Source organism: Polymorphospora rubra, assembly GCF_018324255.1.
GTDB lineage: Bacteria > Actinomycetota > Actinomycetes > Mycobacteriales > Micromonosporaceae > Polymorphospora > Polymorphospora rubra.
Window position 1 is genome coordinate 478,192 of record NZ_AP023359.1, and the last position, 16,961, is coordinate 495,152.

General features: G+C 72.3%; 14 protein-coding genes. 4 read left to right on the forward strand and 10 right to left on the reverse strand.

Going from position 1 to position 16,961, the window contains the following annotated elements; all coding sequences use genetic code 11:
• Positions 1–44: 44 nt before the first annotated feature.
• The 3 genes from Prubr_RS02105 to Prubr_RS02115 form a co-directional block, all read right to left on the reverse strand.
• The gene (locus Prubr_RS02105; protein WP_425517977.1) at positions 45–548 is read right to left on the reverse strand and encodes an Rv0361 family membrane protein; all 504 of its coding nucleotides are present in this window, start codon (positions 546–548) and stop codon (positions 45–47) included.
• 373 nt (positions 549–921) lie between these two features.
• Positions 922–2,112 carry an elongation factor Tu gene (tuf, locus tag Prubr_RS02110; RefSeq protein ID WP_212821055.1) on the reverse strand — a complete coding sequence of 397 codons (1,191 nt, stop codon included), beginning with the start codon at positions 2,110–2,112 and terminating at the stop codon, positions 922–924.
• Positions 2,113–2,503: 391 nt separating this feature from the next.
• A complete protein-coding gene (locus Prubr_RS02115) occupies positions 2,504–4,123 on the reverse strand; it encodes a glycosyl hydrolase family 18 protein (RefSeq protein WP_212821057.1) in 1,620 nt (539 codons plus the stop codon).
• Positions 4,124–4,340: 217 nt separating this feature from the next.
• Between Prubr_RS02115 and Prubr_RS02120 the strand changes: the two genes are divergently transcribed.
• Positions 4,341–4,829, forward strand: coding sequence for a glutathione peroxidase (locus tag Prubr_RS02120; protein ID WP_212821059.1), 489 nt, complete (start codon positions 4,341–4,343; stop codon positions 4,827–4,829).
• Positions 4,830–4,919: 90 nt separating this feature from the next.
• Here the strand turns inward: Prubr_RS02120 and Prubr_RS02125 are convergent, their stop codons facing one another.
• From Prubr_RS02125 to Prubr_RS02145, 5 genes are all read right to left on the reverse strand, one after another.
• A complete protein-coding gene (locus tag Prubr_RS02125) occupies positions 4,920–5,342 on the reverse strand; it encodes a DUF4259 domain-containing protein (RefSeq protein ID WP_212821061.1) in 423 nt (140 codons plus the stop codon).
• 145 nt (positions 5,343–5,487) lie between these two features.
• Positions 5,488–5,838, reverse strand: a complete 351-nt coding sequence (locus tag Prubr_RS02130; RefSeq protein WP_246568225.1) for a DUF2203 domain-containing protein — start codon at positions 5,836–5,838, stop codon at positions 5,488–5,490.
• Between the two features lie 416 nt (positions 5,839–6,254).
• A complete protein-coding gene (gene proC, locus Prubr_RS02135; RefSeq protein ID WP_212821065.1) occupies positions 6,255–7,076 on the reverse strand; it encodes a pyrroline-5-carboxylate reductase in 822 nt (273 codons plus the stop codon).
• Between the two features lie 172 nt (positions 7,077–7,248).
• Positions 7,249–8,277, reverse strand: a complete 1,029-nt coding sequence (locus Prubr_RS02140; protein ID WP_212821067.1) for a 6-phosphofructokinase — start codon at positions 8,275–8,277, stop codon at positions 7,249–7,251.
• Positions 8,278–8,481: 204 nt separating this feature from the next.
• Complete coding sequence (locus Prubr_RS02145; protein WP_212821069.1) at positions 8,482–8,991, reverse strand: polyadenylate-specific 3'-exoribonuclease AS; 510 nt, start codon at positions 8,989–8,991, stop codon at positions 8,482–8,484.
• Positions 8,992–9,420: 429 nt separating this feature from the next.
• On the opposite strand from Prubr_RS02145, the gene Prubr_RS02150 reads away from it, so the two are divergent.
• On the forward strand, positions 9,421–10,113 hold the full coding sequence (locus Prubr_RS02150) for a Crp/Fnr family transcriptional regulator (RefSeq protein ID WP_212821071.1): 693 nt from the start codon (positions 9,421–9,423) through the stop codon (positions 10,111–10,113).
• 50 nt (positions 10,114–10,163) lie between these two features.
• On the opposite strand, the gene Prubr_RS02155 is transcribed toward Prubr_RS02150, so the two are convergent.
• Positions 10,164–10,391 (reverse strand): hypothetical protein, encoded by a 228-nt coding sequence (locus tag Prubr_RS02155; RefSeq protein ID WP_212821082.1) that lies wholly within the window; start codon positions 10,389–10,391, stop codon positions 10,164–10,166.
• 234 nt (positions 10,392–10,625) lie between these two features.
• Here Prubr_RS02155 and Prubr_RS02160 point away from each other — a divergent pair, with 234 nt between their 5' ends.
• The gene (locus Prubr_RS02160; protein WP_212821084.1) at positions 10,626–14,237 is read left to right on the forward strand and encodes an adenylate/guanylate cyclase domain-containing protein; all 3,612 of its coding nucleotides are present in this window, start codon (positions 10,626–10,628) and stop codon (positions 14,235–14,237) included.
• Positions 14,238–14,858: 621 nt separating this feature from the next.
• Here Prubr_RS02160 and Prubr_RS02165 read toward each other — a convergent pair.
• Entirely contained in the window at positions 14,859–15,611 is a 753-nt protein-coding gene (locus tag Prubr_RS02165) for a lysophospholipid acyltransferase family protein (RefSeq protein ID WP_212821086.1), read from the reverse strand.
• A 218-nt stretch (positions 15,612–15,829) separates the two neighbouring features.
• Here Prubr_RS02165 and Prubr_RS02170 point away from each other — a divergent pair, with 218 nt between their 5' ends.
• Complete coding sequence (locus Prubr_RS02170) at positions 15,830–16,807, forward strand: DUF308 domain-containing protein (protein WP_212821089.1); 978 nt, start codon at positions 15,830–15,832, stop codon at positions 16,805–16,807.
• Positions 16,808–16,961 lie beyond the last annotated feature (154 nt).

Genomic DNA, 16,961 nt, shown 5'->3' on the forward strand with positions numbered 1-16,961 from the left:
CGACCGCCGAGGGTACGCGTTTCGCAGCGTGAGACGGGTCGCTGTCAGGTGCTCGGAGCGGGTCCGGCCGGGCCGGCCCGGCTCGGGGACGGGGTCGATGCCGGCGTCGGCGCCTCGTCGTCCGGTTTCGGGGCCGGCGTGGGCACCTCGTCGGAGATGCACCAGTGTCCGTCGACGAGGGTGACGGTGAAGACCAGCCCGACCGGGCCGGGCTCCCCCGCCACGGCGACCGTGACCGTCGCGTCGACCAGCTGGTGGGCACCCTCCGCGCGTACGCTGTCGATCGTGGCGTCCGGGACGGTGAAGTGGGCGGCGAAGTCGCCGTTGGGCCCGGTGGCGATCCGGTCGAAGGTGGCCTGCATGGCGGCGCAGAGCTGGGCCCGGCCGGCGGCGACGTCCTTCGCCTTCATCGCGTCGAGGTAGGCCTGCACCCGTTCCCGGGCGCGCTCACCGGCATCCGGGGTCGGTTCGTCCGAGCTGCTGTCGCCGCAGCCGGCCAGCGCCGCGCCCAGCAGTACGGCCCCGAACAGCACCCCGCCCCGTCGCACACGCCCTCCCGCAGACCACGAGCTTGCCCGGCGAGTCTCCCACACGCCGGTCCCCCACTTCCCCGCCCTACGCCCGCCCCGCCCCAGCCCCCGCCCGACGGCCGCCCGCCCCTCTCGCCCGGCCCGCCGCCCGCCCCTCTCGCCCGCCCCGCCGCCCGGCCCTCGCTCTGCCCCTCGCCCAGCCCCGTCGATCAAGGGGATGTTTCTGGCAAAACAGGCACGTTCTGCCACGACAAGTCCTTGATCAACGCGGGCGGGCCGGGCGGGCCGGGACGGAGCGGACGGAACGGCGTGGGCGGGACCGGCGGGCGGGGTCGGAGCGGGCGGGGTCGGACGGGGGCGGAGCAGTGCGGGCGGGCCGGGCAGGGCCGGGCTAGTCGAGAAGGGTGGTCACCGTGCCGGCGGCCACGGTACGGCCGCCCTCGCGGACCGCGAAGCCGAGCCCCTCGTGCATCGCCACCGGCCGGCCCAGCTCCACCGTCAGGTCGACGGTGTCCCCGGGCAGCACCATCGACGTGTCGGCGGCGAGCCGCATCGTGCCGACCACGTCGGTGGTCCGGAAGTAGAACTGTGGCCGGTAGTTGGCCAGGAACGGCGTGTGCCGGCCTCCTTCGGCGGTGGTAAGGGCGTACAGCCGCGCGGCGAACCGCCGGTGCGGCGTGACGCTGCCCGGCAACGCGACCACCTGGCCGCGCTGCACCTGGTCGCGCTTGACCCCGCGGAGCAGGATCGCGGCGTTGTCGCCGGCCTCGGCGACCGGCAACGAGCGGCCGAACGTCTCCAGCCCGGTGGCGACGGTGGACAGCGTGGGCCCGAGGCCGACCACCTCGACCTGGTCGCCGACCCGCAGCGTGCCGCGCTCGATAGCACCGGTGACGACGGTGCCCCGCCCGGAGATGGTGAGCACGTTCTCGATCGGCATCAGGAACGGCTGGTCCAGCTCGCGGGGCGGCACCGGGACGTACCGGTCGACGGCGTCGAGCAGCTCCACGACGGACGCCGTCCACCGCGGGTCGCCCTCGAGCGCGCGCAGCGCCGAGACGCGTACGACCGGCACCTCGTCGCCGGGGAAGCCGTACTCGGTGAGCAGTTCGCGGACCTCGAGTTCGACCAGGTCGAGCAGGTCGGGGTCGTCGACGGCGTCGGCCTTGTTCATCGCCACCACCAGGTACGGCACGCCGACCCGCCGGGCGAGCAGGACGTGCTCGCGGGTCTGCGGCATCGCGCCGTCGAGGGCGGAGACGACGAGGACGGCCCCGTCGACCTGCGCCGCCCCCGTGATCATGTTCTTCACGTAGTCGGCGTGGCCCGGCATGTCCACGTGGGCGTAGTGCCGGGTCGCGGTCTCGTACTCGACGTGGGCGATGTTGATGGTGATGCCCCGTGCGACCTCCTCCGGCGCCCGGTCGATGCCGTCGAAGGAGACGTACCGGTTGGCGGTCGGGTCGCGGTCGGCGAGGACCCTGGTGATGGCGGCGGTCAGGGTGGTCTTGCCGTGGTCGACGTGGCCCATCGTGCCGATGTTGAGGTGCGGCTTGGTACGCGTGAACTGGCTCTTGGCCATGCTGAAGCTCCACTGTGGAGGTTCGGGTCGGCGGGCGACGTACGCGGGCGGTTGCCGGGGCCGGCACGCGTCAGAACCGCGCGGGACGGGGTCGCCGGGAGAAACGGGGCGGCGCCGTCCGGACGGGCCACCCTCCTCCGTGGTTCTGCTGGGCTGGAGGAGGGTCAGCCTCGGGTATCCGCGAACCACGGGCACACGTCGGCGACGGCCGGCAGGTGCGAACCTGCGGGCCATCCGAAGCCGACGGTGCCGAACATGGTGGTCACGTTAGGCGGGAACGTCGCGGCCCGCGACCGATATTCCGGTACGACGACGCGGGGCGGGGAACCGGCAACCCGGTTCCCCGCCCCTGTGGGATTCCTGCGTCGGCCCGCCCCCGGGCGGGACCGTCTTAGTTGAGGCCGTTGCGGATCGCGGTGATCAGCTCGCCGTTGCTGGTGTCACCGGAGAGTTCCCAGAAGAACGCTCCGCCGAGCCCCTGGTTCTTGCTGTACGTCATCTTGCCGGTGATGGTGCTCGGGGTGTCGTAGCTCCACCAGTTGCTGCCGCACTTGGCGTACGCGGTGCCGGCGATGGTCGCCGTCGCCGGGCAGGTGTTCTTGAGGACCTTGTAGTCCTCGATGCCCTGCTCGTAGGTGCCCGGCGCGGGGCCGGTCGCCGTGCCGCCGGGCGTGGTCTGGGTGACGCCGGTCCAGCCGCGGCCGTAGAAGCCGACGCCGAGCAGCATCTTGCTGGCCGGGACGCCCTTGCTCTTCAGCTTCTGGATCGCCGCGTCGGAGTTGAAACCGGCCTGCGGGATGCCGGTGTACGAGGTCAGCGGCGAGTGCGGCGCCGTCGGCCCCTGTGCGTTGAAGGCGCCGAAGTAGTCGTACGTCATCGGCATGATCCAGTCGAGGTTGTTGATCGCGCCGGCGTAGTCGGCCGCGTCGATCTTGCCGCCGTTGCTGCCGTCGGCGGTGATCGCCGCGGTGACCAGCTTGCTCGGGCCGAACTTGGTCCGCAGCGCCGAGATCACGTTCTTGAAGGCGTTCGGGCCGCTGTTGTCACAGGTCAGGCCGCACGCGTTCGGGTACTCCCAGTCGATGTCGATGCCGTCGAACACGCCGGCCCAGCGGGAGTCGTTGACCATGTTGTAGCAGGAGTCGGCGAACGCCTGCGGGTTCTGCGCGGCCTGGGTGAAGCCGCCGGACCAGGTCCAGCCGCCGACCGAGAAGATGACCTTCAGGTGCGGGTACATCTGCTTGAGCTTCTTGAGCTGGTTGAAGTTGCCGCGCAGCGGCTGGTCCCAGGTGTCGGCGACACCGTCGACGCTGTCCGCCGCCGTGAACGCCTTCTCGTAGTCGGCGTAGCTGTCGCCGATGGTGCAGCGGCCGCCGGTGGTGTTGGCGAAGGCGTACAGGATGTGCGTCATCTTCGCGGCGGAGCCACTGGTGTGGATGTTCTTCACCTGGTAGTTGCGCTGGTAGGTGCCCCACTGCACGAAGTAGCCGACGACCTTCTTGGCGCCGGGCGGCGGCGGGGTGGTCGGTGGCGGGGTGGTGGGCGGCGGCGTGGTCGGGGGTGCGGTCGTGGGCGGCGCCGTGGTCGGCGGCGGGGTGGTCGGCGGGGTGCCGCCGCCGCAGGCCGCGCCGTTGACGGTGCAGTTCGTCGGCGCCCGGTAGGCGCCGGTCGCGATGTAGCCCCAACTGGTCGAGGCGCCGGCCGCGAGCGCGCCGGCCCAGCTCTTCTTGACGGCCACGACGCGGTTGCCGGTACGGGTCACGTCGGCGTCCCAGAAGCTGCTGATCGTGGTGCCGGCCGGCAGGTCGAACTCGATCCGCCAGGTGTTGACCGGGCTGGTGGTGCCGTTGGTGACGGTGACCTTGACCTCGTGGCCGGAGCCCCAGTCCGAGGAGGCGGCGAAGGTGGTGGTGAGGCTGCCGGCACCGAAGGCCGACGTGACCGGGACCGCGGCGACGACCAGCGCCGCCACGGCGCCGGCCCACATGGCGCGGCGGAGGGATCTCTTCATGTGGCGTCTCCCCAAACAGTTAGGAAACTTTCCAAAAAGCTAGTGAGACGCTACTCACGGGTTTAACACTTCGTCAAGATGTCCATTTTTAGATTTCTGGATGTCTTGAGGTTGGCTACCGGTTCTCCTGTGGTCGGCGCGCCCCGGCCGGCGGCGACCACCGCCCGGCCGACGACAGTCCATCCGGCCGACCGGACCGGCCGGTAACCTCGGCGCCATGACCGTCTTCGACACGGAAATCGACGCCCTCACCGGCGGCTCCGCGAACCTCGCCCAGTACCGCGGCAACGCGCTGCTGGTGGTCAACGTCGCCTCGCGCTGCGGCCTGACCCCGCAGTACGCCGGCCTCCAGAACCTGCACGAGACGTACGGGTCGCGCGGGCTGGTGGTGCTCGGCGTGCCCTGTAACCAGTTCGCCGGCCAGGAACCGGGCAGCGCGCCGGACATCGCCGAGTTCTGCGAGGTCAACTACGGCGTGACGTTCCCGCTGACGGAGAAGGTCGACGTCAACGGACCGGACCGGCACCCGCTCTACGCGGCGCTGGTGGACACCGCCGACGCCGAGGGGCACGCCGGCGACGTGCGGTGGAACTTCGAGAAGTTCCTGGTCGCGCCGGACGGCACCGTCGTGGGACGGTTCAGCCCACGGATGGAGCCGGACTCGGCGGAGTTGGCCGCCGCCATCGAGAAGGTGCTGCCCCGCTGAGAGTGCGCCCGCCCGGCACCGGCCGGGCGGGCGCGGTCGGTCAGCGAGGCCGGACGGCCGCGCCGGCCAATGGACCGGTCAGCGGGCCGGTCAGCGGGCCGCGCCGGTCAGGGCGGCCCGGATCGGCCCGAGTTCGGCGACGGCCTTGTCGAGCGCGCCGGAGTCGGCCCAGAGGTCCTTCCACTCCGAGTCGTCGGCGACGATCCGGTCCAGTGCCCGCACCGCCAGCGCCGGCAGATGCCCGGGCAGGGCGAGGGTTCCACCGCCGGTCAGGAAGTCGGGGGCGTACGCCGACTCGATCTTCGGCCCGCCCGGCAACTGCGACGCGACCACCGCGGCCGCGGCGATGGCACCGGAGGCGAAGTAGCCATCGAGATAGCCGGTCTCCGCGGCGACGTCGCGCAGGGTCCGCTCGATGATCCCGGCCCGGTCGGTCGGGGCCGCGTCGTGGAGTTCGCCGCTCCAGTCGGCGGCCCTGTCGTTGTCGAACGGCCCGATGTCCCAGGTGCCCAATGCCCTCTCCCCGTCTGCTCGCACCACGCGCCGGCCGCGTGGACCGGCCCGAGATTAGAGCGCCGGTACGACATCCGGCCGCCGCCGGCCGGACGGGTCGGGCGGGTCGGCGGTGCGGTCGGGTGCCGCCTCCGTGCGGGACGGGTCAGATCCGGCGGCGGCCGGGAAAGCCGCACTCGAGGCGGTGGTACCACCGGATGTCGGTGTCCCCCTCCAGCCAGCACCACAGCACCGGACGCCCGTCGCGCTCGCCGGCGAAGTCGAGCAGCACCGGGGCGAAGCCCTTGACCTGGATGTCGTGCTCGTTGAACTCGTCGAGGATGCCGTGGATGCGTGCCTCGAGCCCCTTGATCTCGGGCAGCCCGCCGAGCGGACTGCCGGCGCCGTCGGCGAGATCGGCGCGCAGTTCGGCGAGGTCGGCGCGCAGGGTGATGAGTTCGTCGATCCGTGGGCGCAGCGTGGCGATCAGGTGGCGCGCCTGGGCGATGGTGAACACGACGGACAGTATGCGCCATCGGTTGGTCGGGCAGGTTACTGGCCGTTCGCCGGACCGCGACGGTGGAGGGTCACCGGGCCGCGACGGACGGCCGGCTGCCGCCCACCGCGGCGGTGACCCGTCCACCGCCATCCGGATCACACCGGCCGCCGTACGCTCGCGCGACGTCGGCCGTCTCCGGAGAGCCGTCAGCGCCGATCCGATGGGGGGCCGGATCGGATCTGTCCGACTCGGGTGCCGGCGCGGGGGAAGTCGCGGTCCGGCACGGGGAGATCAGACCTCCGAAGAGTATCGATGTCGCTACCGCTAGTGATGAATCTAGTGCCCGGCGGCCTCGGACGGAACCCCGCCGGCATGAGTGAATCCGGCGCCGGCCGGACGGCCGCGTTCCGGGCGCCTCGGAAGACGTGAATGAATCAGTTCTCGTTCTGCGCGGCCAACTCGCGGGCCCGGTCGCGGGCGGCCTCGAGGGCGGCGAGCATCGCGGCGCGTACGCCGTGGTTCTCCAGCTCCCGGATCGCCGAGATCGTGGTGCCGGCCGGCGAGGTGACCGCCTCACGCAGCTTCACCGGATGCTCGCCGGAGTCGCGGAGCATGACCGCCGAGCCGATCGCGGTCTGCACGATCAGCTCGTGGGCGACCTGGCGCGGCAGTCCGAGCAGGATGCCGGCGTCGACCATCGCCTCGACCAGCAGATAGAAGTACGCCGGCCCGGAGCCGGACAGCGCGGTGACGGCGTCCTGCTGCGACTCCGGCACCCGGATCGTCGCACCGAGCGGCGTGAACATCTCCTCGGCCAGCGCCAGGTGCTCGGCGGTCGCGTGCGGGCCGGCCGAGATCGCCGTCATGGCCTGGTCGACCAGGGCCGGGGTGTTGGTCATTACCCGGACCACCGGGGTGTTCTCCGGCAGCCGCCGGGCGAAGAACGCGGTGGGCAGACCGGCGCACAGCGAGATCACCAATTTGTCGGCCGGCACCTTGGGGCCGATGTCGTCCAGCAGGTTGGCGGCGTCCTGCGGCTTGACCGCCACCGCGAGCACGTCGGCCTCGCCGATCGCGGTGAGGTTGTCGACGACCCGTACGCCGTACCGGACGGCCAACTCCTCGGCACGCTCGGGTCGACGGGTGGTGGCCAGCAGCCTGCCGGCCGGCCAGCCGGCACGCAGCAGTCCGGAGAGCATCAGCTCGCCGATCTTCCCGGCGCCGATCACCGCCACCGTGTGCACACCCACCGCCACGCCCGCCACCTCTTCCGTTCCACCGGCACCGTCCGGTGCCGCACGTACCAGCATGGCAACCCGGCCGACGGGCCGGGAAAGCGCGCCGCGCCCCGACAGCCCGACGCGCACGCCGCGACCCGACGGCCGCGCCGGTGACGGCGGGCCGGACGGGTCGCGGCGGATTGCCGGATCAGCTGCCGAAGAAGACCTCGGCCTCGGTGTAGCGCTCCAGCGGCACGGTCTTCAGCTCGCGGGTCGCCTCGGCCAGCGGCACCCGCACGATGTCGGTGCCCTGCAGCGCGACCATCTTGCCCCAGTCGCCGTCGTTGGCCGCGTCGATCGCCTGGAGGCCGAGCCGGGTGGCGAGCACCCGGTCGAAGGCGCTCGGCGTGCCACCGCGCTGGATGTGCCCGAGCACCACGGTGCGGGCCTCCTTGCCGGTCTTGGCCTCGATCTGCTCGGCGAGCCACTGGCCGATGCCGCCGAGGCGGACGTGGCCGAAGGCGTCGAGCTCCTGGTTGTGCAGGACCATCTGGCCGTCGAGCGGCTGGGCGCCCTCGGCGACGACCACGATCGGGGCGTACTGCTTCTCGAAGCGCTTCTCGACGTAGTTGGCGACCTGGTCGACGTCGAACTGCCGCTCGGGCAGGAGGATGACGTTGGCGCCGCCGGCGAGGCCGGCGTGCAGCGCGATCCAGCCGGCGTGCCGGCCCATCACCTCGACGACCAGGGTGCGGTGGTGGCTCTCGGCCGTGGTGTGCAGCCGGTCGATGGCCTCCATCGCGATGTTGACAGCGGTGTCGAAACCGAAGGTGTAGTCGGTGGCGCCGAGGTCGTTGTCGATCGTCTTCGGCACGCCGACGACCTGCACGCCCAGCTCGTGGAGCTTGGTGGCGACGCCGAGGGTGTCCTCGCCACCGATCGCGACGAGCGCGTCGACGCCCTGCTCCGCGAGGTTGTTCTTGATCCGCTCGACACCGTTTTCGATCTTGAACGGGTTGGTCCGGGAGGAGCCGAGGATGGTGCCGCCGCGCGGCAGGATGCCCCGGACCTCCGGGATGCCGAGGGGCTTGGTGAGCCCTTCGAGCGGGCCGCGCCAGCCGTCACGGAAGCCAACGAATTCGTGACCGTAAGTGGCGACGCCCTTGCGCACCACAGCCCGGATCACCGCGTTCAGACCTGGGCAGTCACCACCACCGGTGAGCACGCCGATACGCATGATCTGCTGATCCTCCAGGAGCTAAAGGTAAGCCCATCCAAGCCCCAGGAGCGAAGTCTCGGCATCATTGCCGGCCCGGGGCGGGCCGTCATTGCGCACTGTAGTCGCCCCGCTATGGATGAATCCAGCGTGTCCCGCCGTGATCGCCGTGATCAGGGAGCTGTAACCACGACGCGCCGACGACACGCGCGAACCGGTCCCTGATCACGCGGACCTTGGCGGGCGGGAGAGGGTCTGCCAGCGGTCCAGGTTGTGGCGGGCGTCCACCAGTGCGTCGTGCTGGTCGGCCGGCGCCTTCGGCAGGGCCGGCCGACCCAGGTCGTCCCACCGCTGACGGAGGTCCTTGGTGAACCGCGGGATCTGCCGGGGCAGGGCGGTCATCGGGCCCCAGAGTTGCGCCAGCGCGACGTGGTCGTACGCCGCGTACCAGGCCCACAGCTCGATCTCCTCCCCCGCCCGGCCGCGGACCGGCTCGACCAGGAACTCGAGCAGGTCGGCACGGATGCGCTCGCGGGACCGCCAGGCCCGGTCGGCGGGCGACGGGAGCCGGTCGAGCACGTTGCGGCGCACCCACGGGATGGCCCGGGCGCCGTCGAACTCGGTGGACACGGCGTAGAACTCGCGGCCGAACTCATCCACGACGCCGATCGACACCAGGTCGATCGTGCGCCCGTCCTCGATGAACTCGCAGTCGTAGAAGTAGCGGTAAGTCATCGGCGCCATCCTCGCCGACCGGTCCGCACGCCGGACCGTCGGGGCGGCCACCGGGCCGCACCCGCCGTCGGCCCACCCGCCTGACCGACCGGAAGCCGATCCATAACGGTCAGTGCACGTCCGGCGGAGGGTGGCACGTCACGTGCCACCCTCCGGCCGGCCGCGGTTCCCCTCGGCGCCGATCCGCCGCGCCCCCGTGCGGCCCCCACCCGTCGGCGGATCCGTGCACAGCATGTCCCGGCCAAGGGCACAGGAGTGTCACGTAATCGATTCCGGGGCTGTACACCACCCGACAGGAGCGTCATGATCTGATGTTGACACCGGCACCGCCTATTGTGATGGTGTCCGTTCATCCGCCGCCGACCGAAGTGGACCCGGGGCCGGGTGAGCCGGACATGACCATGTTCCTTACCGGGGAGGGGTTGGACCGTGGAGGTTCGCCTGCCGGATCCGGGTGACGCGCTCTCGGGCGTCGAGCTGTTCGCCGGTCTCGAACCAGAGGTGCGCCAACGGGTGATCGCCGCGGCGGTGCCCCGCACCTACCGCAAGGGCCAGTTGCTGTTCGTCGAGAACGACCCCGGTGAGTCGCTCATCGTGCTGCGGCGCGGGGCGGTCGCGGTGTTCCGTACGGCGCCGACCGGCGAACGGGCCGTGATGACGGTGGCGCGCCCGCCCGACGTACTGGGTGAGGTGTCCCTCCTGGACGCCTCGACCCGGTCGGCGTCGGCCGAGGCGATCGAGGACTGCGCCGCGCTGGCCCTGTCCCGCGGCGCGTTCATGGAGCTGGTGCACTCCAACCCGCGCATCCTCGACGCCGTCATGCGCTCGCTCGGCGCCCTCATCCGGCGGCTCACCGAGCAGAACGCCGACCATGTCTTCCTCGACCTGCCCGGCCGGGTGGCCAAGACGCTGGTCCGGCTGGCCGGTGAGAGCCAGGCCCCGATGATCACCATCGAGCTCAACCAGAGCCAGCTCGCCGAGATGGCCGGCGGCTCACGACAGAGCGTCAACCAGGCCATCGGGTCGTTCGCCAACCGCGGCTGGCTGCGTACCGAGGGACGGCGGATCGTCGTCACCGACGTGGCCGCGTTGCGTCGGCGCGCCGGTATGCCCGACCGCTGATCCGCCGCGTCGGGCCGGGCGGTGGCCCGGCCCGACGCGATCGCGGTGCGTCAGGGCTGGGTGCTGGTCGGGCCGGCCCAGCCGGTCGGTCCGGCCCAGTCCTTGTCGTCGCCGCCACCGCCGCCGCCCGGGCCGTCCCAACCGCCGCCGCCGGCGGCCACGATGCCGCGTGCCTCCAGGTCCGCGAGCGTGGCGGCGTCCACGTCGACGCTCGACCCGGCGGGGTGCGTCGTACCCTGCCCGTCGGTCCACTCCTGCTCAAGCCGGACGTACACCATCTACGTACTCTCCCTCTGTCAGGTCGGTCACAAGCTGCCCGACTGTAGCCTCGGGTCACCCCGGTTGGGGAGTGCGAATGGGCTGAGAGCCCAGTTCCCGACAGCTTGCCGACCCAGGGATACTCGGCGTTGGCGGCCAGCCGGGTCGCCGCCGCCGGCCGGCACCGGGCGTCCCCGGAGTGCCGGTAGGCCGCGAACGCGGCCGTCGGCGCCACCGACCGCACAACGTGTCGCATGCAGGAGGACGGCATCCCCGCCCCATGTGCCCGGTGCAACCGGCCCGCAGCCGAGGACGACAGGTTCTGTGCCGGCTGCGGAACCGAACTGACGCCCGCGTGCCCGCAGTGCGGCCGGCTGCTGCCCGCCGACGCCGCGTTCTGCACCGGGTGCGGGTCCAAGGTGGGCGGGACCGGCACGCAGGCACCGGCCGCCGTCCAGGAGGACCGGCGGCGGATCAGCGTGCTGTTCGTCGACCTGATCGACTTCACCCCGTACGTCGAACGCGCCGACCCGGAACTGGTCCGGGCCATGCAGACCGGCTTCTTCTCGGCCGCCCGTCGGGTCGTCGGCCAGTACGGCGGGGTGGTCGAGAAATACATCGGCGACGCGGTGATGGCGCTGTTCGGGGCGCCGGTGGCGACCGAGACCGACGCCCAGCGGTGTGTCCGGGCCGGGTTGGAGTTGCAGCGGGTGCTGGCCCGGTTCGCCCCGACCGACGCCGGTCAGCTGCGGTTCCGGGTCGGGGTGGCGACCGGCGAGGCGCTCGTCGACGTGGCGGCGGCCCGCGACGGCGGCCAGGCGATCGTGGCCGGGGACGTGGTCAACACCGCGTCGCGGATGCAGTCGGTGGCCCCGCCCGGCGGGGTGCTGGTCTGCGGCAACACGTACACGCTGACCCGCAACGCCATCAACTACGCCGAGCAGCCGCCGGTGACGCTGCGTGGCCGGTCGTCGCCGACCGAGGTGTGGCTGGCGGTCGCGCCGATGCAGCGGCAGCAGCCGGACCGCGAGCCCGACACGACCCCGCTGTTCGACCGCGAACACGAGCTGAGCCTGCTCGTCAACGCGCTGCACCGCTCGATCCGTGAGCGGATGCCGCAGCTGGTGACGCTGTTCGGGCGGGCCGGGATCGGCAAGAGCCGGCTGGTCCGGGAACTCTTCCGCAACGCCGACCGGCTGATCGACCAGCCGCTGACCTGGCACACCGGGCGGTGCCCGCCGTTCGGCGAGAACGTCACCTTCGCGGCGCTCGCCGACATCGTCAAAGCCGAGGCCGGCATTCTCGACACCGACCCGGCCGACGCGGCCGCCCGCCGGCTCGACGCGGCGCTGGCCGAACTCGTCGGCCCGGCCGAGGCCGAACGGCTGGCCGACGCGCTGCGGCCGCTGGTCGGGCTGGCCGCGGCGAAGCTGCCGGCGGAGGAGACCGAGTCGGCGTGGCGGCGGTTCCTGATCGCGCTGGCGTCGCGGCGGCCGACCGTACTGGTCTTCGAGGACCTGCACTGGGCCGACGAGACGATGCTGCGGTTCATCGAACTGCTCGGCTCGGCCGCGCGCGAGGTGCCGCTGCTGTTGCTGTGCACCGCCCGGCCCGAACTGGTCGACCGCGACCCGACCTGGGCCGGGGCCACCACCGGCTCGTTGACCATCACCCTGCCGCCGCTGCGCGCCACCGGCATCGCCGCGCTCTACTCGCACCTGTTCGGGCAGTCCGCGTTCTCCGCCGACATGCTCACCCCACTCGTCGAGGTCGCCGACGGCAACCCGCTGTACGCCCACGAATACGTCCGGATGCTCATCGAGCAGGGGGCGCTGCGCCAGTCCGGTCGCGGCTGGTCGCTGGACCGCCAGCACCACCTGCCGATGCCGGAGAGCGTCCACGGGGTCATCGCCAACCGGGTCGACCTGCTCGACGCCAAGGACCGGACCGTGCTGCTGGCCGCCTCGGTGGTCGGGATGCAGTTCTGGCCGGGTGCGGTCGCCGCCGCGCTGGGCCGGCCGGTGGAGTCGGTCGAGCGGTCGCTGCGCCGGCTGGAGCACCGCGACATGGTCTACGAGCAGCCGACGTCCACGATGGCCGGCCAGTCGGAGTTCCGGTTCCGGCACGTGCTGGTCCGCGACGTCTGCTACCAGCGGCTGCCGCGCACCGACCGGGTCGCCCGCCACGAGCGTACGGCCGACTGGCTCGACACGCTGTCGGGCGGGCGGGACACCGACCTCGCCGAGGTGCTGGCCCACCACCGCTGGGCGGCCCACGAGATCGCCCGTACCCTCGGCGTCGACACCTCCCGGTACGCCCCGCCGGCCCGCGAGGCGCTGCACCGGGCGGCCCGCCGGGCGTACGCCCTGCACGTGCTCGACGCCGCCGCGAGCCACGTCGGGCGGGCGCTGACCCTGGTGGACGGCACCGATCCACTCGGGCAGCTGCGCATCGAACTGCTGAGCACGGAGATCTCGTTCCTGCGCGACGGTGCCGCGTTCCTGGAAAGCGGCGGCGTCGAACAGCTGACGATGCTGGCCGACCGGCTCTTCGCCCTCGGGGACCGGCCCTCGGCGGCCCGGGCCTGGACGCTGCTCGGTCAGGCCGCCTGGATGCGCGCCGACCGCGGTGCCGCGTTGTCCTGCCTGGACCGGGCCGTCGAACTCTTCGAGCCGCTCGGCGACACCGCCGAGAAGGCCGACGCGTACGCCGAACTCGGCCGGCTGCACATGCTCAACTACGAACGCGAGCCGGCGATCGCCGCCGCCCGGGCCGCCGCCGCGATCGCCGACCGGCTGGGGCTGCTGGAGACCCGGACCAACGCGCGGATCACCGAGGCGATGGCCCGCTACCAGGCCGGCGACCGCACCGGCCTCGACGAACTGCACGCCGCCACCGAGGTCTGCCGGGCCAACCAGCTGCTGGCACTGCCCCGGGCCACCCAGAACCTGGCGTACGCGATCCGCGAGGAGGGCGACTGGATCCGCTCCGACGAGCTGCTCGGCCAGGGCGGCGCCGACGGCGGAGCGACCCTGACCACCGGCTACTCCGGCGAGGCGATGCGGGCCTACTTCGACGGCGACTTCGGTCGGCTCCTCGCCGCCGCCGACGCCTTCGTCGACACCCCGAGCGGCCGGTGGGACATGCAGGTCCGCGGGATGCGGTCGTGCCTGCGGGTGCTGCGCGGCGAGCCGGTGCCGGGCGGCGACGCCCGACCGGGCCGGGGCCGGACGGCCGGCGAGCCCCGCGGGCCGGTCGCGGTCGGTGACCCCGGTGGTACGCCGCCCGACGACGTCACCGACGCGCTCGACGGCGCCCGCAGCAGCGGGTTCCACCGCCCGCATTGGACCACGCTGGGCCTGGGCGCGCTGTGCCGGGCGCTGCAGGGCCGGCACCGGGAGGCCGCCCGGCTGCTCGACGAACTGGCCACCTCGTGGTCGGCGGTACCGGCACTGGCCAGCGGCGAGTGGATCACGGCGGCCGCGTACGCCGGGGCGCTCGCCGGCCGGGACGCGGCCATGCAGGTGCGCGGGATGCTCGACCGGGTCGGGCACCGCACCCCGTGGGCCGAGGCCGCGCTACGGACGGTGACCGCGGCCGTCGTCGCCGCCGACGGCGATCACGCCCGGGCCGGGCAGCTCTACCTGGCGGCGGCCCAGATCTACGCCGAGATCCCGGACACCACCGACCGGATGCTGGCGCTGGCACTGGCCGCGGGTGCGTTGCGGCGGGCCGGCGAGCGGGGCACCGCCGAGACGGTACTGGCCGAGGTGCGTGCCTTCGCCCTGCGTAACCAGGCGCCGGGCCTGCTCCGGCTCACCGAGCCCGCCGACGACGCCGGCTGGACCCCCACCCTGGCCTCCTGACTCTCGCCCACGGCTCCCCGCCGTGCCCCCGGCCGCGTCCGGCCCGCACCCCGCCGCGCCGCGCCTCGCACGCGCCCGACCCCGTCCCGCACGCGCCCCCGGGCCCGCGCACCCGGCCCGCGCCGCACCCCAGCTCGTGCACCCGGCCCGCGCAGTACCCCGCCTCGTGCACCCCGGCCCCGCACTGATCAAGGAATTGTCGCCATGATCGCCCCGTTTTGTCCGAAACATCCCTCGATCGCGTTCGGCGGGGTGGCATCCGGTGACCGGCCCAGTGATCGTCTGCGCTTCAGGCACTCGACACACCGGGCTCACAACACCTGAACCGCAGACGATCACTGTCGACCGGCCGCCTCCCCCGTGTCCCTCGTGGCGTGGCGGTGCGTGGTGATCGTCAGTTGTTCCGCTGTTGTCCATACGGCGTGTCGAACTGCTGGGCAACAGATGATCACAGGTGCCCCTGACGGGGCCACGGGCGGACGAGCGCTCTCCTTGAGCGCGCAAGCCCCTGAACAGGCCGAACGTCTCCCGTCGGGCGGGCGCCGGCGGTAGCGGGCGGACAGGTCCCGTCTCAAGACACCAAGACAGTCGGCGCAAGGGGCACGCCCGCCACCACCAGCATCAGCTCAACACTGATGAACCGACCCCGCCATGCTCACAGTCAGGCGGCCACCGACGGGGACGGCTCGGGGGCGGGGCGGGTGGCGCCGCCTTCATCTTCTGGGCGTAGACGTCGACGTATTCGCGGCCGGACAGCTCCATCAACTCGTACATGATCTCGTCGGTGATGGCCCGCTCGACGAACCGGTCACCGATCAGGTCGCGGTAGCGGCTGAAGTCCAGCGGCGCACCGAACCGGATCCGGACCCGTTTGATCTTCGGGATCAGTTTGCCCGGCGGCTGGATCTCGTCGGCGTTGAGCATGACCACCGGGATGACCGGGGCACCGCTCTCCAGTGCCAGCCGGGCGACCCCGGTCTTGCCCCGGTAGAGCCGGCCGTCGGGGGACCGGGTGCCCTCCGGGTAGATGCCGGCCAGGTTGCCGGCCCGCAGGACCCGCAACTGGGTGTCCAGGGCGGCCTGGGCGGCCCGGCCGCCGGAGCGGTCGACCGGGATGGTGCCGGTGCCGACGAAGAACATCTTGATCAGCCAGCCCTTGAGGCCCTTGCCGGTGAAGTACTCGGCCTTGGCGACGAAGGTCACCTTCCGGGACACCATGAGCGGCATGAAGATCGAGTCGGAGAACGAGAGGTGGTTGCTGGCGATGATGGCCGCGCCGTGCTCGGGTACGTGCTCCCGGCCCTCCACCACGGGCCGGAAGATCAACCGCAGCCACGGCCCGAGGATGACGTACTTAAGCAGCCAGTACAGCACCGGTGTCCTTCCGCCAAGAGTCGCCCGACCCTGAGTCGGGCGCCACAGGTCCCGCGCGCGGAACTTAGGCATGAGCCTACGAAGCCCGGGCGGCGCGCCACAACGCACTCCCGCAACCGGTGGCCGCCGTGTCACGATTCAATGCACGGCACGCGCCCTCACGAGGGGGTCTGCCGCATCGGTCCTGGCGCGGGGCGCGTCGGTGAGGAGAGTGTTCGGTGTCAGCGGGTGGTGCTCGCCGGGGACGGCGGGACAACGGGTTCGACGCGGCCGAGTACGCCGTCGCCGGCGACGTGGATCCCCGGGTCGGTGAGCACCTGCTGGACGTGCTGGCCGCCGGCGGAATCGCGGCCTACCTGCAACCGTCGGCCGACCTGAATCCGGTGACCCGCACGACCACCGTGCCGGCGCGTCCGGTCGACCGGCTGTACGTCGACCGGGCGCACTTGGAGACTGCCCGCGGCTACCTCGCCGACCTCGCCGAGGAGGAGCAGCCGGCCGGCACCGGCGCGTCGGCCGCCGGCGACGGTCCGCCGCCCGGCATCTCCCCCATCGGCCCGGCCCCGACCGGACCCGGCGCCGGTGGACCGTCCGGGGAGGCGTCGGGCGGGCGGGCCGACCCCGACGTCGACGCCGAATGGGCCCGGATCGTGGCCGGCTTCCACACCGAGGTCGACGACACCGCCCGCTCGTGGCCGGCCGCCGAGGACGTCGATCCGGACCGGCCGCCGACCGGACGCCCCTGGCTGGTCAAGGGCCTGAACGGCAGCCCGGTCGGGACCGGCCCGGCCGACACCGACGAGCCTCCGGAGGCGCCGAAGCGGCCCGGGGGCGGGGTACGGCGGCTGCCGTCGGCGGCCGACTTCTCCGGCGTCTCGGTCGGCGGGCGGGACAACGACCCGTCGCTGCTCGACGGGCTGGACACGTTCGGCGCCGACCTGCCCGAAGACGACGAGGGCTACGAGCCGCCGCCGCCCCCGCCGCTGCCCCGGGTCTCGAAGTACGCCGTGGTGGCGGTGCTGGCCATGCTCGGCGGGTTCGCGCTCTTCCTCTTCCCGAGCCTGCTTCCGATCGACCGCACCGTCGTCACGATGATCGGCTTCCTGGGCATCCTCGGCGGTTTCGTCACCCTCATCGCCCGGTTGCGGTCCGGCGACGACGAAGAAGAAGATCGCGACGACGGCGCGATCGTCTGACCCAATCCGCCCAGATAGTGAAACACATCGACCTTTAAGGTCGGTACGTAACCCTCGCGTAACTTCTCGTCAGTAGTAATACTCTGATACGTCAATCTGCCACTCCACTACCCGAGGGCTTGCGCGCGATCCGGTCCTGCGCTCGATCCGTCCT

What these genes read in the sequence shown, in the direction of transcription:
- Prubr_RS02145 (WP_212821069.1), bottom strand. Translation starts at nt 8,991, where the DNA reads ATGACTTACCGCTACTTCTACGACTGCGAGTTCATCGAGGACGGGCGC.
- Prubr_RS02160 (WP_212821084.1), top strand. Translation starts at nt 10,626, where the DNA reads ATGCAGGAGGACGGCATCCCCGCCCCATGTGCCCGGTGCAACCGGCCC.
- Prubr_RS02155 (WP_212821082.1), bottom strand. Translation starts at nt 10,391, where the DNA reads ATGGTGTACGTCCGGCTTGAGCAGGAGTGGACCGACGGGCAGGGTACG.
- tuf (WP_212821055.1), bottom strand. Translation starts at nt 2,112, where the DNA reads ATGGCCAAGAGCCAGTTCACGCGTACCAAGCCGCACCTCAACATCGGC.
- Prubr_RS02140 (WP_212821067.1), bottom strand. Translation starts at nt 8,277, where the DNA reads ATGCGTATCGGCGTGCTCACCGGTGGTGGTGACTGCCCAGGTCTGAAC.
- Prubr_RS02115 (WP_212821057.1), bottom strand. Translation starts at nt 4,123, where the DNA reads ATGAAGAGATCCCTCCGCCGCGCCATGTGGGCCGGCGCCGTGGCGGCG.
- Prubr_RS02120 (WP_212821059.1), top strand. Translation starts at nt 4,341, where the DNA reads ATGACCGTCTTCGACACGGAAATCGACGCCCTCACCGGCGGCTCCGCG.